Annotated in this window: 20 protein-coding genes and 1 other RNA gene; 10 read left to right on the forward strand and 11 right to left on the reverse strand. The window is 67.4% G+C overall.

Annotation, left to right across the window (positions count from 1 at the left end; genetic code table 11):
- Positions 1–109: 109 nt before the first annotated feature.
- From GGR61_RS07480 to pqqA, 7 genes are all read right to left on the reverse strand, one after another.
- Positions 110–1,144 (reverse strand): glucokinase family protein, encoded by a 1,035-nt coding sequence (locus tag GGR61_RS07480; RefSeq protein ID WP_184620997.1) that lies wholly within the window; start codon positions 1,142–1,144, stop codon positions 110–112.
- 184 nt (positions 1,145–1,328) lie between these two features.
- Positions 1,329–1,841 (reverse strand): hypothetical protein, encoded by a 513-nt coding sequence (locus tag GGR61_RS07485; protein WP_184620998.1) that lies wholly within the window; start codon positions 1,839–1,841, stop codon positions 1,329–1,331.
- Between the two features lie 62 nt (positions 1,842–1,903).
- On the reverse strand, positions 1,904–3,043 hold the full coding sequence (gene pqqE / locus GGR61_RS07490) for a pyrroloquinoline quinone biosynthesis protein PqqE (RefSeq protein ID WP_184407160.1): 1,140 nt from the start codon (positions 3,041–3,043) through the stop codon (positions 1,904–1,906).
- Positions 3,040–3,318 carry a pyrroloquinoline quinone biosynthesis peptide chaperone PqqD gene (pqqD, locus tag GGR61_RS07495; protein ID WP_184407159.1) on the reverse strand — a complete coding sequence of 93 codons (279 nt, stop codon included), beginning with the start codon at positions 3,316–3,318 and terminating at the stop codon, positions 3,040–3,042. Before pqqD ends, pqqE begins: the two co-directional genes overlap by 4 nt.
- Positions 3,315–4,067 (reverse strand): pyrroloquinoline-quinone synthase PqqC, encoded by a 753-nt coding sequence (gene pqqC, locus GGR61_RS07500; RefSeq protein ID WP_184620999.1) that lies wholly within the window; start codon positions 4,065–4,067, stop codon positions 3,315–3,317. The genes pqqD and pqqC overlap by 4 nt, the downstream gene beginning before the upstream one ends.
- Positions 4,064–4,963, reverse strand: coding sequence for a pyrroloquinoline quinone biosynthesis protein PqqB (gene pqqB / locus GGR61_RS07505; RefSeq protein WP_184407157.1), 900 nt, complete (start codon positions 4,961–4,963; stop codon positions 4,064–4,066). The genes pqqC and pqqB overlap by 4 nt, the downstream gene beginning before the upstream one ends.
- 68 nt (positions 4,964–5,031) lie before the next feature.
- Positions 5,032–5,112, reverse strand: a complete 81-nt coding sequence (pqqA, locus tag GGR61_RS07510) for a pyrroloquinoline quinone precursor peptide PqqA (RefSeq protein ID WP_002812057.1) — start codon at positions 5,110–5,112, stop codon at positions 5,032–5,034.
- Between the two features lie 295 nt (positions 5,113–5,407).
- Here pqqA and GGR61_RS07515 point away from each other — a divergent pair, with 295 nt between their 5' ends.
- Together GGR61_RS07515 and GGR61_RS07520 are read left to right on the forward strand one after the other, a co-directional pair.
- Positions 5,408–7,597 carry a bifunctional (p)ppGpp synthetase/guanosine-3',5'-bis(diphosphate) 3'-pyrophosphohydrolase gene (locus tag GGR61_RS07515; RefSeq protein WP_184621000.1) on the forward strand — a complete coding sequence of 730 codons (2,190 nt, stop codon included), beginning with the start codon at positions 5,408–5,410 and terminating at the stop codon, positions 7,595–7,597.
- Between the two features lie 152 nt (positions 7,598–7,749).
- Complete coding sequence (locus GGR61_RS07520) at positions 7,750–9,264, forward strand: hypothetical protein (RefSeq protein WP_184621001.1); 1,515 nt, start codon at positions 7,750–7,752, stop codon at positions 9,262–9,264.
- A 61-nt stretch (positions 9,265–9,325) separates the two neighbouring features.
- Here GGR61_RS07520 and GGR61_RS07525 read toward each other — a convergent pair whose 3' ends face one another.
- Positions 9,326–11,428: a glycosyltransferase gene (locus tag GGR61_RS07525; RefSeq protein ID WP_184621002.1), complete on the reverse strand. Its 2,103-nt coding sequence runs from the start codon at positions 11,426–11,428 to the stop codon at positions 9,326–9,328.
- A 24-nt stretch (positions 11,429–11,452) separates the two neighbouring features.
- Positions 11,453–11,527: non-coding RNA, sX9 sRNA (locus GGR61_RS07530), on the reverse strand.
- A gap of 193 nt (positions 11,528–11,720) precedes the next feature.
- Between GGR61_RS07530 and mrcB the strand changes: the two genes are divergently transcribed.
- The 5 genes from mrcB to GGR61_RS07555 all read left to right on the forward strand — a co-directional run bounded on the left by mrcB (position 11,721) and on the right by GGR61_RS07555 (position 18,699).
- Positions 11,721–14,165 (forward strand): penicillin-binding protein 1B, encoded by a 2,445-nt coding sequence (mrcB, locus tag GGR61_RS07535; protein WP_184621003.1) that lies wholly within the window; start codon positions 11,721–11,723, stop codon positions 14,163–14,165.
- Between the two features lie 14 nt (positions 14,166–14,179).
- A complete protein-coding gene (locus tag GGR61_RS07540; protein ID WP_184621004.1) occupies positions 14,180–14,704 on the forward strand; it encodes a tetratricopeptide repeat protein in 525 nt (174 codons plus the stop codon).
- Between the two features lie 329 nt (positions 14,705–15,033).
- Positions 15,034–17,040, forward strand: a complete 2,007-nt coding sequence (locus GGR61_RS07545; RefSeq protein WP_184407151.1) for an ATP-dependent DNA helicase — start codon at positions 15,034–15,036, stop codon at positions 17,038–17,040.
- A 28-nt stretch (positions 17,041–17,068) separates the two neighbouring features.
- A complete protein-coding gene (gene tsaB / locus GGR61_RS07550) occupies positions 17,069–17,788 on the forward strand; it encodes a tRNA (adenosine(37)-N6)-threonylcarbamoyltransferase complex dimerization subunit type 1 TsaB (protein ID WP_184621005.1) in 720 nt (239 codons plus the stop codon).
- Positions 17,785–18,699: an ADP-ribosylglycohydrolase family protein gene (locus GGR61_RS07555; RefSeq protein ID WP_184621006.1), complete on the forward strand. Its 915-nt coding sequence runs from the start codon at positions 17,785–17,787 to the stop codon at positions 18,697–18,699. The genes tsaB and GGR61_RS07555 overlap by 4 nt, the downstream gene beginning before the upstream one ends.
- Before the next feature lie 80 nt (positions 18,700–18,779).
- On the opposite strand, the gene GGR61_RS07560 is transcribed toward GGR61_RS07555, so the two are convergent.
- Positions 18,780–19,655, reverse strand: coding sequence for an energy transducer TonB (locus GGR61_RS07560; RefSeq protein WP_184621007.1), 876 nt, complete (start codon positions 19,653–19,655; stop codon positions 18,780–18,782).
- Positions 19,652–20,602 carry a glutathione synthase gene (gshB, locus tag GGR61_RS07565; protein WP_184621008.1) on the reverse strand — a complete coding sequence of 317 codons (951 nt, stop codon included), beginning with the start codon at positions 20,600–20,602 and terminating at the stop codon, positions 19,652–19,654. The genes GGR61_RS07560 and gshB overlap by 4 nt, the downstream gene beginning before the upstream one ends.
- A gap of 237 nt (positions 20,603–20,839) precedes the next feature.
- On the opposite strand from gshB, the gene pilG reads away from it, so the two are divergent.
- The 3 genes from pilG to GGR61_RS07580 are packed head-to-tail and all read left to right on the forward strand — an operon-like array spanning position 20,840 to position 22,151.
- Complete coding sequence (gene pilG, locus GGR61_RS07570) at positions 20,840–21,241, forward strand: twitching motility response regulator PilG (protein ID WP_023904776.1); 402 nt, start codon at positions 20,840–20,842, stop codon at positions 21,239–21,241.
- Positions 21,242–21,258: 17 nt separating this feature from the next.
- A complete protein-coding gene (locus GGR61_RS07575; RefSeq protein ID WP_184621009.1) occupies positions 21,259–21,621 on the forward strand; it encodes a response regulator in 363 nt (120 codons plus the stop codon).
- Complete coding sequence (locus GGR61_RS07580) at positions 21,621–22,151, forward strand: chemotaxis protein CheW (protein WP_184407145.1); 531 nt, start codon at positions 21,621–21,623, stop codon at positions 22,149–22,151. Before GGR61_RS07575 ends, GGR61_RS07580 begins: the two co-directional genes overlap by 1 nt.
- Positions 22,152–22,173 lie beyond the last annotated feature (22 nt).

The raw sequence follows: 22,173 nt of genomic DNA on the forward strand, positions 1-22,173 counted from the left end.
GGTGCCTCTCCGCATCACCCACACCGATGGACGGAGAGCTGGCGTGTGCGCAGTGTGCTGGTCTTGCGCGCGCTCGCAGTGAGCGCGCGGTGAGCGCGTAATGGTGCGCTTACGCCACCTCGGCGTGGTGTTGCAGATACCAGTTGGCTGCGCCGAGTACGCCCAGTTGCCCGTGCTCGACCAACTTGACCGGAATGCGTTCCAGGACTGCGCGCATCCGCCCCTTGGCCAGAAAGCGTTCGCGAAAGGCGCTCTCATGCAGGAAGGGCCCGATGGTTGCCAGGATGCCCCCCGCCAGATAGATACCGCCGGTCGCACCGTAGGCCAGCGCCATGTCGCCCACCGCACTCCCCAGCACGGCGCAGAAGGTCTGCAGGCAATCGCGCGCCAGCGCATCGTCTTCGTATAGCGCTGCATGGGTGATCCCGGCAGGCAGTCGATGGCGTGGCGTGGTGCCATGCAGCGTGCAGATGGCACCGTAGAGACTCAGCAGCCCGGGGCCGGAGAGCACATGCTCAAGCGACAGATAAGGCTGCTTGCGCAGCAGGATTTGCAGCAGCTGCAGTTCGCTGTCGTGGGTGCTGGCCAGTGCCATCTGGCCGGCTTCGGTGGCAAGTACGACCGGGCGAGGTTTTGCGTCGATCCATACCGCAGCACCTAGCCCGGTACCGGGGCCGACCACCAGGATCGGGCCAGCGCTGCGTGCATGCCGCGGCGTCGGTCCGCTCAGTTGCAGGGCCGCGCGCTGGTCCATCTGCGGTGCGGCATAGGCCACCGCTTCGAAATCGTTGACCAGGTGCACCCTGGGCATGTCCAGCGCGGTGCGAAGATGGCTGGGCGAGATCGTCCACGGCAGGTTGTTGCTGATGAAGCTGCCATCGTCCAGCGCGACCCCGGCGCTGGCGATCACCACTGCATCGACGCCGCGCACCTGCTGCAGGAAGTCGAGAAGAATGGCATCCAGGCTGGTGTGTTCTGCGCACCGATATGTGCGGTAGTGCGACAGCGCGATCGCCGCGTCGCCCGTTCGCGTCACGTGGCCGACCCGCACATGCGTGCCTCCCACGTCGGCCGCAATGAAACTGGCGGCGATCGGAGCGGTGGGCGAGGTGGAAGCAAGAGCAGAGTACGACGTCGCAGCCACGGGCGGTCCTTTGTGGTCGTCTGATCGGCCGAAGCGGTCAGCGGGTAGAGCTTGTGTCGAAGTTGGTGACAACGGTGTCAATGGTCCGGCCGGGTTGGATCGATCTTGTCGGCTCACTCACGTGTGCGGTGTTGGGCGTCGGCTGCGCCCGCGCGGTGGCGACAGACAGTGTCGATCGCTGCGCTTACTTGATCCGGCGGACCTTGGCCGGCGAGTTGTACCCTTCGATCTGCAGATACCACACGCCGACCAGGCCGGGTTTGATCTTGACCTTGGGCGCATTCTTGCGCACGCCTGCCAAGCTGGCGCTGTCGGTCTGCTCCCATTCCTGGCCATTGGCCAGGGTATAGACGCGCCCCTTCGAAAAGCCCTTGAACTCGCCGACGATGGTGCTTTCGATCGGCTCGTTGCTGCCGAAATCGAAGAAACCCCGGTTCTTGACGATGACTTCCTGGCGGCCGGCTTCCTTGGCCTGTTCGACCACCACGGCCGCTTCCTTGGCGACCTTGCCCTGCAGCCAATCGTTGAGCGCGGCCAGTTCGTTGGCGTCGAGCTTGTCCAGGCCGGCGGCCTTGAACTGCTCGGCGCTCATCTGCGACTGCAGGTCGCCGTGCACTGCGCGCTGCGCAAGGGCTGGGGTGGCGCTCAAGGCGAGGATCAGGCAGACCAGCAGGGGAATGCGGCGCGCAAGCGACATGGAAGCCATCCGATCAGAAGAGGCAACTAGTGTAGACGCTAGCCGGCGCCCGCCGCAGATGGCTATTCGCTGTCGATGCGCAGCGCGTCTGCGGCGGCAGAGGCTGCGCGCTCGGGGCGGCCTGGACGGCGATAGATGAAGTCCGGTGCCGGCGCTGCGGCTTCGCGTTCGGCGGTGGCGCGCACCTGGGCATGTGCCGGCGAACGTTCGCAGACCGGGTCCAGCGTGGCGGCATCGCCGCTGAGCGCCAGAGCCTGGCAGCGGCAGCCGCCCCAGTCGATCTCGCGCTTGGGGCAGCCCTGGCAGACCTCCGGCATCCACGCAGTTCCGCGAAAGCGCACGAACGCCTCGCCGTTGTTCCAGATGTCGGCCAGCGAACGCTCGCGCAGATTGTCAAAGCGCATGCCGTCGATGGTTTCGGCCGCATGGCAGGGCAGCACGTCGCCGCGCGGGGAAATATTGACGAAGCGCTGGCCCCAGCCGCCCATGCACGGTTTGGGCTGGCGTGCGTAATAGTCGGGGGTGACGAAGTCGATCGCCAGGCGGTCGCCAAGGTCGCGCCGCGCGGTCTCCACCGCGTCGATGGTGGCCATCAGCTGCGCGCGACTGGGCATCAGCGCGGCGCGATTGCGCAGGCCCCAGCCGTAATACTGGGTGTGCGCCACTTCGATGCGCTCGGCCTGCCATTCCAGCGCCAGCGCGATCATGCCGGGCACGCGCTCGGCGTTATGCCGATGCAGCACTGCATTGAGCGTCAGCGGCAGGCCGCGCGCGCGCACGGCGGCAGCGAATTCGCGCTTTTTCGACAGGCTGTTGCGATAGCCGGCGATGCGGTCGGCGCCGGCCGGGTCGACGTCCTGCACGCTCAGCTGCACATGCTCCAGCCCGGCGGCCTGCAATTGATCCAGCATCGGTTCGCCGCCGGCCACGCCGGAGGTGATCAGGTTGCTGTACAGCCCGAGCGCGCGTGCATGTGCCACCAGCTCGGGCAGATCCTTGCGAAGCATCGGCTCGCCACCGGAAAAATGCGCCTGCAGCACGCCCATGTCGGCAGCCTGCTGCAGCAGCGAGCGCCAGCCGGCAGTGTCCATTTCCTCGCGCAGTGCGGCCAGCGCGATCGGGTTGGAGCAGTACGGGCACGCCAACGGGCAGCGATGGGTCAGCTCCAGCAACACCGACAGGGGCGGCGGCGCGATGCTCATACCCGCAGCAGGCGCTTCTGATGCAGGGTGTTGGTGAGCTCGATCACATCCACTTCGATATCGGCCGCATCGGCATCGAATTCCGCCGCCAGTTCCAGCGCGATCTGCGCCAGCGAACGCGTGCCGTCGTAGCGTTGCGCCACCACCAATGCGATCTCGTCCAGCTCGACCACCCGCTCGGGCGCCAGCAGCACCCATTGGCTGCGTGCGCGATCGTGCTGCAGGCGCACGCCTGCGCGCAGGGCGGGCTGGCTGTCGCGGGTGATGGCGCTCACGCCGCTACCCGGCCGGCGTCGCGGTCCGGCACGAAGCCATCCGGCCACACGATGCGCGGGCTGACATAGGCCACATGCAATGCATCCAGCTGCGCCCACAGCACCGAGCATTTGAAGTGCAGCGCGGCTTTGACCAACTCCTGCCGCTCCACGGTATCGGCGTGCTGTTTGACGTAATCCAGCGCGAAGTCCGAATCGCGTGGCGCTTCGGTCAGGCGATGCTCGAAATAGGCCAGCGCTTCGGGCGAAACGAAGTCGTAGTGCTTGAGCATGCCGGCCACGCGTCGGCCGATGATGTTGGGTGCGAACAGTTCGGTCAGCGAGGAGGCGATCGCCTCGAGCAGGCTTTTTTCGCGGACGAAGTGCAGATACGCCTGTACCGCGAAGCGCGTGCCGGGCAGTAGCGCGCGCCCGGATTCGACCAGGCCACGGTCGAGCCCCAGCGCATCGGTCAGATGCAGCCAACGCGCGATGCCGCCATCGGTGGCGCTATTGCCATCGTGGTCGAGGATGCGCTGGCGCCAGATCCGCCGCAGCGCCGGGTCTTCCATGCGGGCCAGGATCGCGGCGTCCTTCAACGGGATGCAACGCTGGTATTCGAAGCGGTTCAGGGCCCATGCCTGCACCTGTCCGCGATCGAGCTTGCCGTCGTGCAACAGCGCGTGGAAGGGATGCTGGTCGTGATACAGACGCGCGCCGATGGCGCGCAGGTCCGCTTCCAGCTGGTCGGGAGTGAGCAGGGCGGTCACAGGGTGATCTCCAGGCCGTCGTGCGCGACCTCCCAGCCGCTGGCACGCGCGCTGGCGTATTCCGGCGAGTGGCTATCGAGCACTGGATTGGTGGTGTTGATATGGATGAACACCTTGCGCGCTACCTCCAGCGGTGCAAACGCGGCGATGGTGCCGTCCGGGCCGTCGATGCTCATATGGCCCATGCGCTGGCCGGTCTTCTGGCTGACGCCGAGCTGCACCATTTCGTCGTCGCGCCACAGCGTTCCGTCGAAGAACACCAGCTCGGCGCCACGCAGGCGCGTGCGCAGGGCGTCGGTCATCGCCGCGCAGCCCGGAATGTAGTGCACGCGGTGCCGGCCGTCGTCGATGGTGAGGCCAAGGGTTTCTTCGTTGGAACCGGCCAGGTCGCCGCCACTGCGCGATTCCATGAACAACGGCACCTTGCCGGGCACGGAGAAGGGCGTCAGTTGCAGGCCCAACAAGGAGAGGGGCGTGTCGAGCGCGAACGGCTGGCGCTGCACGTGCTGCGGATTGACCGCGTCGAAAATGGGGTTCTGCGCGAGCAGGTCCAGCACGCGGCTGCTGGCATGCAGCGAGAAGGGCTGGCTTTCGCGCATCGACAGCAAACCGGCGATGTGGTCGATTTCGCCGCTGGTGAGCAGCACCGCTTCGATCGGCGAATGCCGCAGGCCGTGCTGCGGCCAAAGCGCTGGTGTCGCGAGCACCTGTTGGCGAAAATCGGGAGAGGCGTTGATCAGGACCCAGCGGTGGCCATCGGCACTGACGGCGATGCTGGCCTGGGTACGACGTTGGGCACCGTCTGCTTGTTGCCACGCGCGCTGACTTGCGGGTGTGTGGCAATTCCACTGCGGGTGCCCACCGCCGGCCGCCGATCCCAGAACGATGATGCGCATGGAGAACTGTTACCTGAATCTGCCGGCAGCAGCCGGTTATGCATCGGGAGGAAGGGCGGCAGTTGAGCTCAGAATTCGCCGGAGACGTAGCAGTTGATCTCGGCGCCACAATTGACTTCACGAACGACAGGCTTCTTCCAGGTCTTCATCGGCTATCTCGCAGTTGATTGAGAGGACGTCGCCACTGCAGTACGCAAGTACGCAGCGAGGACGCCACTGCAGCATAGGCAGCCGCCTGGGCCGAGTTGTAAAGGGCATGTAAAAACCGGTGTTTGCGTGCGGGTTGCTTGAACCCGTGTGTGATCTGCGCCGCACAGCGGTTGCGAATCAAGGCGTTGGCGGGTGAATCGACGCTAAGCGCAACCGTGTCGATGCGCCGCGCGCGCACTGCAATCGCGCGTTGTGAAGAAGGTAACGCGCACGTTACCGTAGCGATCAGACCACTTGTGTTGCCCATCGCCCGTGTCCATTGCTGTGACCAGTTCCTCTGTCGACCGTCTGCAGACCTTGCTGCAGCGTCCTGCCATCGCCTCGATCGCGCCCGCATTGCGTGAGGCGCTGGCGCAGGCCTGGCAGCAATTGCCATCAGCGCAGGCCGAAGACGTGCCGTGGACGCTGCTGGCCGACACGCTGGATGCGCTGGCGCTGCTGGCAGCCGACGAAGCCACCTTGATCGCGGCGTTGCTGTTCGACCTGCCCGTGTTGCGCGCCTCGGTGCCAGGCTTGCCGTGGCAGCCGGCCGAGCGGCGGGTGGCGGTGGAGGGCTTGCTGGAAGGATTGGATGCCGCCGACCAGGTCTGGGCGCTGCACGCCGGGCGTGAAGCCGGGCGCAACAGCGAAGGCTTGCGGCGGTTGCTGCTGTCGATCATCCACGACCTGCGGGTGGTGCCGATCCTGCTGGCGCGGCAATTGGCGCGCATGCGCGTGGCCGACCGGCAGAACGAAGAAGAGCGCCGCGCGCTCGCCCAGCTCACCCGCGACATCCATGCGCCACTGGCCAACCGGTTGGGCATCTGGCAGGTGAAATGGGAGCTGGAAGACCTCGCGTTTCGGCACCTGGAGCCGGAGACCTACCGCCGCATCGCGCGCGAGGTGGACGAAACCCGCGTCGCACGCGAGCGCTATCTGGAAGCGGTCAAACGCACCTTGTCGACGACGCTGGCCCAGCAGGGCCTGCATGCGGACGTGAGCGGGCGGCCGAAGCACATCTACAGCATCTGGCGGAAGATGCAGAAAAAGCGCCTGTCCTTCGATCAGCTGTACGACATCCGCGCGGTGCGGGTGATGGTCGACGACGTGGCGGCCTGCTACGCCGCGCTGGGTGCGGTGCATTCGCTGTGGGCGCCGGTGCCGAGCGAGTTCGACGATTACATCGCCCGGCCCAAGGCCAACGACTACCGCTCGCTGCATACCGCAGTGCTGGGCCCGGAAGGGCGCACCATCGAAATCCAGATCCGCACCCACGAGATGCACGCGCAGGCCGAACTCGGCGTGGCCGCGCACTGGAAGTACAAGGAAGGCGGCAAGGGTGCCGAAAAGGCGTTCGACCGCAAGATCCTGTGGATGCGCCAGCTGCTGGAGCAAGTGCAGGAAGGCGACCACGGCGAGCTCGCCGGTGCGCTGGATGCCGAGCTGATCGAAGATCGTGTGTACGCGCTGACGCCAAAGGGCGAGGTCATCGACTTGCCGCAAGGCGCCACGCCGCTGGATTTCGCCTATCACGTGCATACGATGGTCGGTCATCGCTGCCGAGGCGCGCGCGTCAACGACCGCATCGTGCCGCTCACCTACCGGCTGCGCAGCGGTGACCGCGTGGAGATCATGACCGCCAAGGAAGCCGACCCGCGCCGCGACTGGCTGCTGGCGTCCAATGGCTTTCTGGCCAGCGGGCGTTCGCGCGACAAGGTGCGTGCGTGGTTCCACAAGCTCGACCGCGCGCGCAATGTGCAGGCCGGCAAGGACCTGCTCGATCGCGAGCTCAAGCGCCTGGGGCTGCAGCACTCCGACCTGAGCGTGGCCACGCGCAAATTCCACGCCGAGAATATCGACGATCTGTATATCCAGGTAGCGCTGGGCGATACCGGGCCCAACCAGGTCAGCCGTGCCTTGTTGGAGGCCGAGCGGGCCGCCTCGCAGCCGGTCGTGCCGGCACCGCCGCGACCGACGGCGCGCCGCGAGGGCCTGGGCAAGTCCAAGTTCACCGTGCAGGGCGTGGGCAATCTGCTGGTGCAGCTGGCGCGCTGCTGCCAGCCGGTGGCGGGCGAGCCGATCGCCGGCTATCTCACCCGTGGCCGGGGCGTGACGGTCCATCGTACCGATTGCGCCGCGTTGGCACGTCTGGCAGCCGCGCATCCGCAGCGCGTGCTGTCGGTGGAGTGGGGGCAGGCCGGCAGCGGCTACGAGGTGGATGTGCAGGTGCGCGCAGTCGATCGCCGCTGGCTGCTCAAGGACATCACCAACCTGATCGCGCAGGAGGACGCGCACGTGCTGGAAATCAACAGCGACAACGTGCGCGACACCGGCCGCGCGCAATTGCGCTTGCGCTTGAAGGTCAGCGATTACGACCAGCTGTCCAGCCTGCTTGGCAAGCTGGACGCCTTGCCCGGCGTCAACGAGGTGCGACGCCTGGGGTGATTGCGCCGCAGCGCGCCGGTGGTCGGGTCTGAACAGGCAGGGTGTGCTCGCCTGACGATTCTCCATCCCCACGTCGCCTTCGCAGGACAGCCAGCTAACATGATGCGGTGAACGCGCCCCCGTCAGGTCGCACCAAGGATGGACGCCACCGCATGTTTCCGCTTCCGCGCTGGGCCCGATCGCCCCGCCTCTGGGCGCCATTGCGCAGCCGTGCGTTGTGGCGCGTGGCGTTGGCGTTGTGCGCATGCCTGTTGCTGACCACGGTCGTCTTGCGCAAGCCGTTGGCCGATTGGCTGTGGCCGGACACGCGCATCCAGCGACTGCTGCAACGCGGTGATGCGGCCTTGGCGCGCGGTCGCCTCAGCGCAGTCGATGGCAACGGTGCGCGCGAACTGTTCGCGGCCGCCCTGGCATTGGACAGCGATCGCAGCGAGGCCCGCGCCGGGCTGGCGCGCACCGGCGCTGCGGCAGTCGTGCAGGCGCGAGCGGCGATCGCGGCCGGCGACGCTGCCGCTGCGCAACGTGCGGTGGCACTGGCCAACGCGCTGCAAGTACCGCAGGCGCAGATCGCGCCGGTGGCGTTGCGCTTGCGCACCTTGCAGGCCGAACGCGCCGGGTTGGACGCCTTGTTCGCACAAGCCGTGGCCGCCCAGCAACACGGACAGCTGGATGGCACCCCGGATAGCGCATTGCCGTTGTACCAGCGCATCCTGACCCTGGCGCCGGACCGCACCGATGCGCTGGAAGGGCGCGAGGATGCATTGACCGATCTGCTGGCGCAGGCACGCCATGCGCTGGCATGCGATGCGCTCGCCGATGCGGCGGCGTTGCTGGCCGCCGCCAAACGCTACGATGCGGGGCATGTGGACATGCCGCTGACCGAGGGCCATTACCACCGCGCGCTGGAACAGCGACGGCAGCGCGCGCTGGCCTTGCTGCGACGCGGCCGGTTGGCACCGGCGGCGCGCGATTTCAATGCGCTGCTGGCCGCCGAGCCAGACGATGCAGGCGCCCAGCGCGGGCTGGAACAGGTGGCAGGCGAATACGCCGCGCAGGCCGGCCGTCAGGCCGCCGACTTTCAATTCGACGCCGCACTGCAGTCGCTGCAGGAAGCACGCACGCTGGTCCCTGGCGCCGCATCGATCGCACAGGCCGAACAGGCGATTGCGCGTGCCCGCGACGCACAGCGCGGCCCCGAAACCGGCTTGTCGCGCAACGCCCGCGAGCGCCGCCTGCGCGCGCTGCTGCAACGCGTGGCCGATGCCGAAACGCAGCGGCAATGGATGACCCCGCCCGGCGCCAGTGCCTACGACGCGGTACGTGCAGCGCAGGCGCTGGCACCGCGCGATCCGCGGGTATTGCAGGCGGCCGCCCGCGTGGCACCGGCTAGCCAGCGCTGTTTCGAGGAGGAGCTACGCAATAACCGACTGCGTGCTGCGCGCGGTTGTCTGGATGCATGGCAGGCGCTGACGCCCAATGGCGATGCGCTGGTCGGCGCGCGTCGTCGCCTGGCGCAACGCTGGGTCGCGGTGGGGAGCGAACGGTTGGGGCAGGAGGATGCGGCGTTTGCCCGGCGTGCGCAGGACGAGGCGCAGCAACTGGATCCGGGATTGCCGGAATTGGTCGAGTTCACCCGTCGGGTCAAGGCCGTGGCCGAGCAACGTTGAGGCACGCAGCAACAGGTCGGCTGCCCCGCCGCCGCGCGCGACTCACGCGCTCGCGCCACACTCAACCCTTGATAAACAATGCACGCACCGTGTCACGCGCTGCATCCAGCGAAAAATGCCGGGCCACGTTGCGTAATCCGTGATCGGCCAGGCGTTGCCATAGCGCTGGGTCCTGATAAAGCCGCACGATCGCAGTGGCGAACGCGTCAGCGTCGTCGGCCACGCACACATCCTCGCCATCGCGCAGATGCATGCCTTCCACCGCACAGGAAGTGCCGACCACCGGCTGCCCGTGTGCCATGCTCAGATTGATCTTGCCCTTCACGCCGGCACCGAAGCGCAGCGGCGCCACGGCGATGCGTGCGGTCTCCATAAACGGCACCAGATCCGGCACATGCCCGTGCACCTGCACGCCTGGGGATTGGTCGGCGAGCAATCTCAGCGCATCCGGCATGTCCGCGCCGATGCAGTGGAAGATCACCTCCGGCAACTGCGCACGCACCTGCGGAAAGATCGCGCTGATGAACCATTGCACCGCATCCGCATTGGGTGGATGCCGGAAGCCGCCGACGAACACCAGGTCGCGGCGCTGCGCGAAGGAATGGCCGCTGCCGGCCACTTCATGCAGGTTGGAGAGCAGGGCGGTGCGGATCTGCGGCGCATCCGCCTGCAATTGCGCTTGTTCGGCGGCCGAGACCAGCACGGTGACGTCGGTGGCGGCCATGATCTCCAACTCGCGCAGACGGGTGCGCTCGGCGCTCCGCAGTAGATTGGCATCGCCAGCCAACTCGGCGCCGCGGCGTTCGCGCAGGTAGTGCAGGTCGACGGTGTCGAACAAGGTGCGCGCCTGCGGCGCATAGCGTGTGAGCAACGGCAGACAGGCATGCGCGACGTGGTGACGCACCAGCAGCACCACCGCAAAGCGCGGGCCATGGGTGCGCAACCAGCTGCCGATGCCGTCGAGAAACGGCGCATACCAGACTTCCACGCCCAATTGCTGCAGCGCCTGCGTGTGCCGCCCCGCATGTTCGCGGCGGGTGGGCACGAACACCACATGCGCGCCTTCTTCGCACAACAGGCGGATCAGATTGAACTGACGTAACGATCCCGAATCGCGATCCGGTTGTGGCACGCATTCGTCCAGGATCAGCACCTGGCGCTGGCCGCGATGCAGCAGTGCAGGCGCGGGCACGCTGCCGGCCGGCAACTGCGTGGCCAGCACCTGCTGCCATTTTTCGGCGAACACGCGCTGGTTGCGCACCTGATACGCCTTCACCCCGGTACGCGTATCGGTGCCATTGCTGGTGCCTTCGTCGTGCACCACCACACTGGCCGGTTGCACCAGCACCTGATGGCCCGCCGCGCGCACCGCGAACGCCAGATCGGTGTCTTCGTAATACGCCGGCATGTAGCGACGATCCAGCCCGCCCAGTGTCTGCAGCAATGCGCGCGGCAGCGCGATCGCCGCGCCCGAGCAGTAGTCCATGGCACGCACGTACGCATGCCGCGGGTCGTCGACCGATTCGAAGCGGCCGTAACTCCAGGCGCTGCCATCGGCAAAGACCACTCCGCCGGACTCCTGCAGGCGTCCGTCCGGATACACCAGTTGCGCGCCGACCAAGCCGGCGCGTGGATGCTGCGCAAAGGTGGCGATCAGCCGATCCAGCCAACCGGGTTGCGGGATGGTGTCGTTGTTGAGCAGCACCACGTACTCGCCACGCGCCAGCGCGAGGCCGTCGTTGCAGGCGGCGACGAATCCGTCATTGCTCGCGCGGCGGTGATAGCGCAGGCCCTGCACCTGCGGCAGCTGCGCTTGCGTGGCATCGCTGCTGCCGTCGTCCACCACGACGATCTCCACGTCCAGCTGCGGCGGATGTGCCGCCAATGCGCGCAGGCACGCCACGGTGTGCTGGATGTGGTTGTAGACCGGAATCACCAGCGTGACGTGCGGCGCTTCGCTGTGCGGCACGCAAAACGCGGCAAACGGTGTGTTGTCGGGCAGCCACAACGGCGCGCCAAGCGCGACCGGCGGCGCCTGCGTGTGCACGCGAATGCGCTGCCAGGTGGCGCGCCAGCCGCGTGTGCGCATGCTCGCCACACTGCGGTGGATCAGCCCAAGCACGCGATTGAACAGATAGCGTGCGTCGGCCAAGGACATCGACATTGCGGTGGAACTCCAACGTAGAGCGGCGAATGAAATGGAGCGGGCGGATGTCCGGTAGCCTGGACGGTGCGCAGGAACCGCAGTGTACGAGCGGTCCCTGCCGATTCCGAGCGCGGTGCGCGTCGGCGTGACGCTGCATGCCGCAATAATTGCGTCGGCCGCGCTTTGAGCGCGTTATGGACTTCGCACCCGCCGCGAAGTCCATAACAGGCGCTAAGTCAAGGGAGCCCGGCATGCCGCAGCCACCGCAGCGCTGCGCTAGACTCGCCGGACCCTACATTCTCGCATCCCTGTGCCCCGACGCCACGACCACGACGCTCCCGACGATTTCGAGGACGATTCCACCGAGCAAGGCTCCCGCTGGCAACGCAGACTGATTGTCTGGGGCTTTGCCGCGTTGGCGCTGGCGCTCGGTTTTCTGATTCCGTACACGGTGTATCTGAACAAGCAGGTCACCCAGCGCTTCGGCGAACTGCGTTGGCAGATCCCGACCCGCGTATATGGGCGGCCGCTGGTGCTGGCGCCGGGCAACGCGCTGGATGCGGCCACCTTGAAGACCGAGCTGGACGCGGCGTCCTACCGCGACGACGGACAGGCCACGCTGGCCGGGACCTACCAGCAGGACGGCAACCGCTTCACCATCGCCAGCCGCGGCTATATCGATGTGGACGGGCGCGTGCCCGCGCGGCGGGTCGAGGTCAGCCTGTCCGGCGGACGTGTGGCCAGCCTGCGCGATGCCGGCGACCGCAAGGCATTGAAGACGGCGCGCCTGGATCCGGCACGCATCGCCACGCTGTACGGGCAGAAGCAGGAAGAGCGCCGTCTGGTGCGCATGGAAGAAGTGCCCGAGCTGCTGGTCACCGGGCTGCAGGCGGTCGAGGACCGCGACTTCAACAGCCACCACGGCATCGATCTCAGCGGCATGGTGCGCGCGGCCTGGATCATGGCGCGCTCCGGCGGCCAGGTTCGCCAGGGCGCCAGCACCTTGACCCAGCAGCTGGCGCGCAGCGGCCTGCTCGGCATCGGCAAGGAACAGACGGTCACGCGCAAGTTCAACGAGATCTTGTACGCGGTCATCATGGAGGCGCGTTACGACAAGCGCACCATCCTGGAGGCCTATCTCAATCAGGTGTATCTGGGCCAGCGCGGCGGGCAGGCGATCCACGGCGTGTCGTCCGGTGCCGAACTGTGGTTCGGGCGCGAACTCAATTCGATGACCACCGAGCAGATCGCGTTGCTGATCGGGCTGGTCAAGGGGCCGTCGTATTACGACCCGCGGCGTAACCCGGAACGCGCGCTGGATCGGCGCAACTTCGTGCTCGCCAAGCTGCACGAAAACAACCTGATCGACGCAGCCGAATACAAGCGCGCCCTGGCCGCACCATTGGGCGTGCCGACCGAGCCCGGCCTGGTCGCGGCCAATCGCTTCCCGGCCTATGTGGACCTGGTGCGGCGCCAGCTGGCGCACGATTACCCGGAAGGCGTGCTGCAGGGCGCCGGCATGAGCGTGCTGACCGGCATGTCGCCGTCCGCGCAGGCCTACGCCGAAGGCGCGGTCACCGGCACCATCAAGCGCCTGGACAACAAGAAACGCCCGCCGTTGCAGGCTGGCCTGGTGCTCACCGACGTGCATAACGGCGACGTGCTGGCGGTGGTGGGCAGCCGCGATGTGGCCAAGCCCGGTTTCAACCGCGCAGTCGAAGCGCAGCGGCAGGTCGGCTCGTTGCTCAAGCCGTTCGTGTATCTGCTGGCGCTGGCCTCCCCGGATCGCTGGGCCTTGTCGAGCTTTGTCGACGATTCACCGGTCACGGTGCAACTCAGTCGTGGCAAGACCTGGTCGCCGGGCAATTCCGATAACCGCAGCCATGGCACGGTGCGGCTGATCGATGCGCTGGCGCATTCCTACAACCAGGCCACGGTGCGCGTGGGCATGCAGGTCGGCCCGGAGCGCATCGCGCAGTTGATCCAGGTACTGGCCGGCATCAAGGCCGACACCAATCCCTCGCTGATCCTGGGGGCGACCGATCAGAGTCCGTACGGCATGGCGCAGCTGTATCAGTTCCTGGCCGCCGGTGGCGAAATCCAGCCGCTGCATGCGGTGCGCGGCGTGCTCGATCCGCAGGGCAAGCTGCTCAAGCGCTACGACAAGACCCCGGCGCCGGCGCAGGAAGGCGATTCGGTGGCCGCCAACCTCATCAGCATCGGCCTGCAGCAGGTGGTCAGCGGCGGGACCGCGCGGCAGTTGCTCGGCGACGGCCTGGGACGGCTCTCGCCCGCCGGCAAGACCGGTACGTCCAACGATGGCCGCGACAGCTGGTATGCCGGCTATACCGGCGACCATCTGGCAGTGATCTGGATGGGCAACGATCAGAACGAACAGACCGGCCTGTACGGCGCCACCGGCGCGATGCGGGTGTGGTCGAGCATCTTTGCCCGGCTGCCGACTGCGCCGTTGAAGGTCAGCGGCAAGGGCCTGGATTGGCAATGGGTGGAGGCGGCCGGCACCGGCGTGACCGATCCCGGTTGCCCGGGCGCGCGCCAGTTCCCGTTCGTGGTCGGGTTCACCCCGGCCCATGCCCCGTGTGCCGGCAATGCCCCCTCGATCGAAGGCGTTCCCGCCGACACGTCCGCCCCTGCCGAGCAATCCAGCGGCGGCGGCTGGCGTCGCTTCTTCGGTCTGGAAAAGAAGCCGCAAGAGCCTGCGCCCGCGCCGGCCTCACCTCCACCCGCGCGTTGAACCGGAGTGACCCGATGAACCGACTGCACCGTTTGCTTGTTGTTGCCGGCGTGCTCGCCGCACTCACCGCCTGCGTCAGTGCGCCGCCCGCGCCGCCGCCGACACCGGTGGACCCGACCACGCCCGCGCAACGGCTGGCCTTGATCGAACGCGAGGCCGGCGTCGACGACACCGAGCTGTCGGTACAGCCATTGCGCGACCCGCAGGTGGACGATCTGCGCGAGACCGCCAAGGCCAAGCGCCAGGCCGGCGATCTGGCCGCCGCCGCCGCCGCGCTGGATCAGGCGCTGGGCCTGGTCTCCGGCGATCCGGCCATCCTGCAGGAACGCGCCGAAGTGGCCGTGCTGCAGGGCGATTGGCCTGCGGCTGAGCGCTTCGCCAATCAGGCGGTGGAGCTGGGCTCCAAGACCGGCCCGTTGTGCCGCCGGCACTGGGCAACCATCGAGCAATCCAGGCTTGCGCGTGGCGAGAAGGAAAACGCCGCCTCGGCCAAGTCACAGATCGCCGGATGCACGGTGCCGGGCGTGAAGCGGTATTGAGGCGACCGGCTGAGCGGAGCCTTCAACACGACCGTGCCCGGCAGCCGCCGGACGCGACCGCTGTGCGACAGGGCTGCCTCGTGCGTGCAGCGCTGCAGAGCGCTTCGTCCATCCCAGACCGACCTCGCGGCGCGACGTGCGTCAGCCACGGCGGCGATGCATGGCGCGCCGCATGTGCGCTTGCCGACGACACAACGGTACGTCGTCGGATGCAACAGCCGAGCGTTGGCGCTTCGGCAACGTTCGGCAGTCCGCCAAGCGCAATCAAGGCAGCATCGCCGCACACGCGCTAGGCTGTCGCGCTTCTTGCCCGCTTTTCGTCCGCTCTCATGTCCCAACTTGCCACTGCCAGCATCGAGGCGCTCAGCGAGGGCGGGGCGCTTGCGCGTCAGCTCGACGCGTTCGCGCCACGTGCCGCGCAGTTACGCCTGACCGGCGCCATCGCCGAGGCGTTCGAGCAGCGCGACGTGCTGTTGGCCGAAGCCGGCACCGGTACCGGCAAGACTTACGCCTATCTGGTGCCGGCATTGTTGTCGGGCCTGAAGACCATCGTCTCGACCGGCACGCGCGCATTGCAGGATCAGTTGTTCCATCGCGATCTGCCGCGCGTGCGGGCCGCGCTCGGCATCGGCTTGCGCAGCGCGCTGTTGAAGGGGCGCGCGAATTATCTGTGCAAATACCGCACCCAGCAGGCGCGTGGCGAGCCGCGTTTTGCCACGCCCGAACAGGTCTCGCAGTTCCAGCGCATCGTCGCCTGGAGCGGACGCACCCAGTTCGGCGACATGGCCGAGCTGGAAGCCTTGCCGGACGACTCGCCGCTGCTGCCGCTGGTGACTTCCACCGTCGACAACTGCCTGGGCACCGAGTGCCCGTTCTATAGCGAATGCTTCGTGGTGCAGGCGCGCCAGCGTGCGCAGGCGGCCGATCTGGTGGTGGTCAATCACCATCTGCTGCTGGCCGATCTGGCGCTCAAGCAGGAAGGTTTCGGCGAGATCCTGCCCGGTGCGCAGGCCTTCGTCATCGACGAAGCGCATCAGCTGCCGGAATTGGCGGCCAATTTCTTCGGCGAAAGTTTCGGCATGCGGCCATGGCAGGAGCTGGCACGCGATTGCATGGTGGAAGCGCGTCTGGTCGCCGGCGCGCAGGCCAGCCTGCAAGCGCCGATCCTGGCCCTGGACGAAGCCTTGCGCAGTCTGCGCGCGGGCATGGAAGGGCTGCCGTCGCGCGGCACGCAATGGCGCGCGCTGTCCAAGCCGCAGGTACGCGAAGGCTTCGATGCGGTGCTGTCGTCGCTGGCGCGGTTGGGCGACGCCTTGCTGCCGTTGCGCGAGGCATCGCCGGGCTTCGATGGCTGCACTGCGCGCGCGCGCGAAGCGCTTGCACGGCTGTCGCGCTGGCTGGGCGAGGACGCGCCGGTGCTGGATTTCGAGCAGGACCTGCCCGACACCGTCGACAACGATGTGCTCTGGTACGAGCTGAGCCCGCGCGGATTCCGTTGCCAGCGCACGCCGCTGGATGTCTCCGGCCCGCTGCGCGAACACCGCGAAAAATCCCATGCGGCCTGGGTGTTCACCTCGGCCACGCTGGCGGTGGGCGGCGAGTTCGATCACATCGCGCAGCGCCTGGGGCTGAGCGATCCGGTGACCTTGCTGCAGCCCAGTCCGTTCGATTGGGCGCGCCAGGCGCTGTGCTATCTGCCGCCGCATCTGCCCGATCCGGCCGCACGCGGTTTCGGAACCGCGTTGATTGCGGCACTGACGCCGGTACTGGACGCCTCCAACGGCCGCGCCTTCCTGTTGTTCGCCTCGCACCGCGCGCTGCGTGAAGCGGCCGAAGCGTTGCGCGGCGCGCCGTGGCCGTTGTTCGTACAGGGCGAAGCGCCGCGCGCGACCTTGCTGCAGCGCTTCCGCGATTCCGGCAACGGCGTGCTGCTGGGGTCGGCCAGCTTCCGCGAGGGCGTGGACGTGGTCGGCGATGCCTTGAGCGTGGTGGTGATCGACAAGCTGCCGTTCGCCGCGCCCGACGACCCGGTGTTCGAAGCACGCCTGGATGCGATCCGCCGCGACGGCGGCAACCCGTTCCGCGACGAACAACTGCCGCAGGCGGTGATCGCGCTCAAGCAGGGCGTGGGCCGCTTGATCCGCAGCGAGACCGATCGCGGCGTGCTGGTGCTGTGCGATCCGCGGCTGCTGAACAAGGGCTACGGCCGCACTTTTATGAACTCGCTGCCGCCATTCGCACGCACCCGCGACATCGCCGACGTGCGCGCGTTCTTTGGCGTCGCCGAGCCGGTGGGCGACAATGGCGTCCTGGCGTTGCCGTTCGGCGACGCGTGATCTTCTCCTTCCTGCCTGCGGCCCTGCCATGAACGTTCTCGCATTCGAGACCTCCACCGAAGCCTGTTCCGTCGCACTGCACGTGCAGGGCCGCGTGCTCGAGCGCTTCGAGGTGGCGCCGCGTCGCCACGCGGAACTGGCGCTGCCATGGGCCGAGCAGTTGCTGGCCGAGGCGGGCATCACGCGGCGGCAACTCGATGCGATTGCGGTGGGGCGTGGTCCGGGCGCGTTTACCGGCGTGCGTCTGGCGATCGGCATTGCGCAAGGCATTGCCTTGGGCCTGGATCTGCCGGTGTTGGCGGTCTCCACCTTGCAGGTGCTGGCCTTGCGTGCGCCGGCACAGGCCACGCACGTGCTGGCCTGCATCGATGCGCGCATGGGCGAGGTGTATGCCGGCATGTTCGAGCGCCGTGGCGACACCCTGCTGGAACTGTCGCCGGAACGGGTCTGTGCACCGGAGGCATGGGTGCTGCCCGGCACGCTGCACAACCTTGCCGGGGTCGGCAGCGGATTCGCTGCCGCCGATGCAGTGCTGCAACACCGTTTCGCAGCGCAACTGACCAGCGTGGATGCGGCTGCATTGCCGCACGCGGCCGATCTGCTCACGCTCGCGGTGCCGGCGTTGCTGCGTGGAGAAGGCGTGGCGCCGGAGCGGGTGGAGCCTGCGTATCTGCGCGACAACGTTGCCTTGACCCTGGTCGAGCAGCAGGCCGCACGCGCCGCCAAGCTGGCGGGTGGCGCGCCATGACCGACGCTCTTCAACGCGCGCGGTTTCGCGGCTGCCTGCTTGGACTGGCGGTCGGCGATGCGCTCGGCACCACGCTGGAATTCTGCGCGCCTGGCAGTTTCACGCCGATCGACGACATGCGCGGCGGTGGCCCGTTCGCGCTGCGCGCCGGGCAGTGGACCGACGACACCTCGATGGCGCTGTGCCTGGCGCACAGCCTGCTGCATCGACAGGGCTTCGATGCCGCCGACCAGATGAATCGCTATTGCAACTGGTACCAGCACGGTTACCTCAGCAGTACCGGCACCTGCTTCGATATCGGCGCGACCGTGCGGCAGGCGCTGGAGCGCTATCTGGATGGCGGCCCGGCCTTCAGCGGCAGCACCGATCCGCGTTCGGCCGGCAATGGTTCGTTGATGCGGCTGGCGCCGGTGGCGATGTACTACGCGCAGCGCCCGGATGCGTTGGGCGAGCGCGCGGCCGACAGCTCGCGCACCACCCATGCCGCTGCCGAAGCAGTGGACGCCTGCAGGTTGTTCGCGTTCCAACTGCGGGCAGCGCTGCTCGGCGGCACGCGTCAGGCGGTGCTGCAGACCCCGTGCGAGGCGCTGTCGACACCAGCAGTGCGCGCGCTGGCAATGCGCGATCATGCGGCCGTTCCGGCAGCGCAGATCCGTGGCACGGGTTATGTGGTTGATGCGCTATCGGCGGCGCTCTGGTGCTTCGCCACCACCGACACGTTCGCCGACGCGGTGCTGCGTGCGGCCAACCTGGGCGACGATGCCGACACCACCGCCGCCATCTGCGGGCAGCTGGCCGGTGCGTTCTATGGCATCGACGGGATTCCCGCCGCCTGGCGCGAGCGTGTGCAGGATGCGGGCGAGATCGTGGCGTTGGCCGATCGCCTCTACGCTGCGGCGCAGGCCGCGTAACGCCGCACCTGACGCAACTGGCCAATCCGGGTTGCCAGGCATGCCACAGGAAAACGCGTCCCGATCGGACGCGTCACAGCTCAGCGATCGTCGTGCAGCTCGCCGCCGGGCAGGAACAACCAGGTCCGCGTGACCTGCAGGATATCCACATCGTCCTTGGTCTTGGGCAGTGGCGGAAACGGCTGCGCCAGCTGCACCACGCGCAGCGCGGCCGCATCCAGTGCCGGGGTGCCGCTGGAGATCAGCACGCGGCTGCTTTCCACGCTGCCGTCGCGGCGCACGCCCACGCTGATCACCACCTTGCCGCCGAGGCGGCGACGGCGCGCCTCGTCCGGGTAGTTGAGATTACCCACGCGCTCGGCGCGATCCACCCAGGCGCGCAGATAGTTGGCATACGCATATTCGCGGGTACTGGCCGAGACGAACTTGCGATTGGGACGCTTGGCGTACTGCTCCGAGCGCAGGTGCACCTCGGCGGCGAGCCGGGCCATTTCCGCATCGCGCTGCACGCGCTGCGCATCGTTGGCCGAGAGCGGGTCGGTCTGCGGATTCGGTTGCGGGGTCGCGACGGTTTGCTCGCCGCGGCGGCTGGACACCACGCGCGTCTGCATGGGGTCCGGCGCCTGCACGCTGGTCGCGCGCTGTGCCTGCGGCGCCAGCCCGGGACGGTCCTGCGGCACCACGCCGGGCTGGCTGTCGCGCGGACGCTGGGCGGTGGCGTGGTCGCCGCCGCCTTGCTGATTGGCCTGAGCCAGGAAATCGGCCTGCTTGGGCGTCAGCGGGGTACTGGTCTGGCTGAAGATCACATCCAGCGTCGGCACCAACGGTGCGTCTTCGCTGACCACGAAGCCCACGCCCAGGATCAGCGCGCCGTGCAGCAGCAGCGAAACCACCAGCGTCGCGGTCAGCCGCCGACGTTCGTCCATGGCCGTCGGCAGCGCTGCAGCCGCCTTCATTGCGCGGGGCCGGCCTCGATCGCGTCGAACAGCAGCCCGGCGATGTTCAGGCCGAACTGCGCATCCAGCTCGCGCACGCAGGTGGGGCTGGTGACGTTGACCTCGGTGAGGTAATCGCCGATCACGTCCAGGCCGACGAAGCGCATGCCGCGGCGGCGCATCTCCGGGCCCACCTGTGCGGCGATCCAGCGGTCGCGCTCGGACAGCGGCCGGCCTTCGCCGCGCCCGCCGGCGGCCAGATTGCCGCGAAACTCGTCGCCCTGCGGAATCCGCGCCAGGCAGTAGTCCACCGGCACCCCGTCCACCAGCAGGATGCGCTTGTCGCCGGCAGTGATGTCGGGGATGAAGCGCTGCGCCAGGGTCAGCTTGCGGTTGCCGTCGGTCAGCGTTTCCAGGATCACGTTGAGATTGGGGTCGCCGGTGCCGCTACGGAAGATCGAGCGCCCGCCCATGCCGTCCAGCGGCTTGAGCACCGCCTGGCCATGTTCCAGCACGAAGGCCTTCAGCGCGGCCGCATCGCGGCTGACCAGGGTCGGCGGGCAGCACTGCGGAAACAGCAGCGCCGCCAGCTTCTCGTTGTAATCGCGCAAGCCCTGCGGATCGTTGACCACCTGCGCACCGGCGCGTTGCGCCACGGCCAGCACCTGGGTGTCGTAGATGAACTCCGCATCCACCGGCGGGTCCTTGCGCATCAGCACCACCTGGCCAGTGCCGAATGCCAGCTCGGCGAACGCGCCCAGGGTGAACCAGTCGTTCTTGTCCTCGCGCACGCTCAGCGGTGCCACCTGCGCCACCGCGCGTCCTTCGCGCAGGCTGAGCCCGCCTGGACGCACGTACTGCAACCGGTGGCCACGGCGCTGGGCTTCCAGCAACATGGCAAAGGTGGTGTCTTTGGCGATCTTGATGGAGGCGATGGGGTCCATCACCACAACGACGTCGAGCGACATGAGGCTAAACCTTTCGAACAGGCTGCCGATGGTAACTTCAAGCGGCGGGCGATGGCGCGTCCGGCGGGTCGTGAGTGCGCGACTTGTCGGTCCGGACACCCCCAAACGTGGTCGGAACGTCCGCCTGGCGGGCCCCCGGCAATGCGCCCTTGACAGTCAGCGCGGGTCTTGGGATATACATGCAGTTTCGTAGCGACGTCGGCAGGAAAGAAGCGTCGCACGTCCGGGGATATTTGCATGAGTGAACACATTGCTGCGGGTGGGGAACTCGCAGGACTGAAGGTGATGGTGATCGATGATTCGAAAACCATTCGCCGCACTGCCGAGACGCTGCTCAAGCGCGAGGGGTGTGAAGTGGTAACAGCGACCGATGGGTTCGAGGCACTGGCCAAGATTGCCGACCAGCAACCTCAGATCATTTTCGTCGACATCATGATGCCGCGCCTGGATGGGTACCAGACGTGCGCGTTGATCAAGGGCAACCAGCTCTTCAAGTCGACGCCGGTCATCATGCTGTCGTCCAAGGATGGCCTGTTCGACAAGGCACGTGGCCGCATCGTCGGCTCCGAGCAATATCTGACCAAGCCGTTCACCCGTGAAGAACTACTGAGCGCGATTCGCACGTACGTCCACGCCTGACCAGGGGGAAAGGCAACATGGCTCGAATTATATTGATCGAGGACTCGCCCACCGACCGGGCAGTCTTCAGTCAATGGCTGGAAAAAGCCGGCCATACGGTCGTCGCCACCGACAACGCCGAACACGGGCTTGAGCTGATTCGCAGCCAGGCGCCGGACTTGGTGTTGATGGATGTGGTGCTGCCCGGCATGAGCGGATTCCAGGCAACGCGTGCGCTGGCGCGCGACCCGGCCACCAAGGACATCCCAGTGCTGCTGGTCAGTACCAAGGGCATGGAAACGGACAAGGCCTGGGGACTGCGACAAGGTGCCAGCGACTACATCGTCAAGCCGCCGCGCGAAGACGATCTGATTGCTCGTATTAAACAACTGGTGCGTTGATGCGCTCTCCATTCGACATTCTCGAAGACTACGAACGCCGTAGTCTTGCGCACGCCACGCCGCTGCCGGAACGCCAGTTCTCCACCGATATCTGGCGCGGGGTCGGTTACCGCGTCGGCACGCGGCGGTTGGTGTCGGACTTTCGCGAAGTCGCGGAAATCGTGCCGATGCCGCCGGTGACGCCGGTGCCGGGCGCACAGCCCTGGCTGCTGGGCGTGGGCAACCTGCGCGGCAATCTGTTCCCGGTGATCGATCTGAAACAGTTTCTGGAGGGCCGGCGCACGGTACTGCAGGAAGGCCAACGCGTGCTGATCATGCGCCAGAGCGGCGGCGACGTCGCGCTGACCATCGATGAGCTGTACGGCCAGCGCAGTTTCGAGCAGGTCCAGGCGGTCGAACCTGGCGAGCTGGCGCAGGGCCGATATGCGCATTTCATCGACCGTGCCTTTCGCAACGAGACGCAGGACTGGGGCGTGTTTTCCCTGGCGTTGCTGTCGCGCACTCCTGAATTCCGGCAGGCCGCGGCCTAAGCCGCGACCCCGCTACGCCCTA

Origin of the sequence: Xanthomonas sp. 3058 (assembly GCF_014199765.1) — a bacterium.
Classification (GTDB): domain Bacteria; phylum Pseudomonadota; class Gammaproteobacteria; order Xanthomonadales; family Xanthomonadaceae; genus Xanthomonas; species Xanthomonas campestris_B.

Bases quoted from the DNA above. Each gene is read 5' to 3' on its own strand.
- GGR61_RS07555 (WP_184621006.1), top strand. From the start codon at position 17,785: ATGACCGACGCTCTTCAACGCGCGCGGTTTCGCGGCTGCCTGCTTGGA.
- GGR61_RS07580 (WP_184407145.1), top strand. From the start codon at position 21,621: ATGCGCTCTCCATTCGACATTCTCGAAGACTACGAACGCCGTAGTCTT.
- tsaB (WP_184621005.1), top strand. From the start codon at position 17,069: ATGAACGTTCTCGCATTCGAGACCTCCACCGAAGCCTGTTCCGTCGCA.
- GGR61_RS07520 (WP_184621001.1), top strand. From the start codon at position 7,750: ATGTTTCCGCTTCCGCGCTGGGCCCGATCGCCCCGCCTCTGGGCGCCA.
- GGR61_RS07560 (WP_184621007.1), bottom strand. From the start codon at position 19,655: ATGAAGGCGGCTGCAGCGCTGCCGACGGCCATGGACGAACGTCGGCGG.
- pqqA (WP_002812057.1), bottom strand. From the start codon at position 5,112: ATGAAGACCTGGAAGAAGCCTGTCGTTCGTGAAGTCAATTGTGGCGCC.
- GGR61_RS07545 (WP_184407151.1), top strand. From the start codon at position 15,034: ATGTCCCAACTTGCCACTGCCAGCATCGAGGCGCTCAGCGAGGGCGGG.
- gshB (WP_184621008.1), bottom strand. From the start codon at position 20,602: ATGTCGCTCGACGTCGTTGTGGTGATGGACCCCATCGCCTCCATCAAG.
- pqqB (WP_184407157.1), bottom strand. From the start codon at position 4,963: ATGCGCATCATCGTTCTGGGATCGGCGGCCGGCGGTGGGCACCCGCAG.
- GGR61_RS07575 (WP_184621009.1), top strand. From the start codon at position 21,259: ATGGCTCGAATTATATTGATCGAGGACTCGCCCACCGACCGGGCAGTC.
- GGR61_RS07525 (WP_184621002.1), bottom strand. From the start codon at position 11,428: ATGTCGATGTCCTTGGCCGACGCACGCTATCTGTTCAATCGCGTGCTT.
- pilG (WP_023904776.1), top strand. From the start codon at position 20,840: ATGAGTGAACACATTGCTGCGGGTGGGGAACTCGCAGGACTGAAGGTG.
- GGR61_RS07485 (WP_184620998.1), bottom strand. From the start codon at position 1,841: ATGTCGCTTGCGCGCCGCATTCCCCTGCTGGTCTGCCTGATCCTCGCC.
- pqqE (WP_184407160.1), bottom strand. From the start codon at position 3,043: ATGAGCATCGCGCCGCCGCCCCTGTCGGTGTTGCTGGAGCTGACCCAT.
- GGR61_RS07540 (WP_184621004.1), top strand. From the start codon at position 14,180: ATGAACCGACTGCACCGTTTGCTTGTTGTTGCCGGCGTGCTCGCCGCA.